At 64.5% G+C, this 245-nt stretch carries 1 protein-coding gene; it reads right to left on the bottom strand.

Annotated elements, in window-relative coordinates; translation table 11 throughout:
• The coding region (locus SB822_RS59765) for a hypothetical protein (RefSeq protein WP_410859468.1) at window positions 1-245 on the bottom strand (245 nt) is incomplete at both ends.

Genomic DNA, 245 nt, shown 5'->3' with positions numbered 1-245 from the left:
CCGTCCACGATGTCGTTGTCGACGAATCCCGCGGTGAAGATCCAGCGGTCCCAGGACACGTCCCGCCGTTCATAGCGCACGGTCTGGCTGAAGCTGACCGCGTCGTTGAAGCGATGGTCGAGGATGTAGCCGATCTGCCGTGCGCGCTGGTCGAAATAGGCCGCGTTGGGGCCGTTGTTGTTGACCGACTGGCTGACCGGTACGCGGCCGTTCGCGTTCGGCAGCAGCGTGCCCCAGGCATTGAC

The organism is Paraburkholderia sp. SIMBA_054 (assembly GCF_046534875.1).
In the GTDB taxonomy this organism is placed as follows: domain Bacteria; phylum Pseudomonadota; class Gammaproteobacteria; order Burkholderiales; family Burkholderiaceae; genus Paraburkholderia; species Paraburkholderia hospita.
The sequence above is the reverse complement of the archived record's forward strand: the minus strand, read 5'-3'. Positions and strand labels throughout refer to the sequence as shown.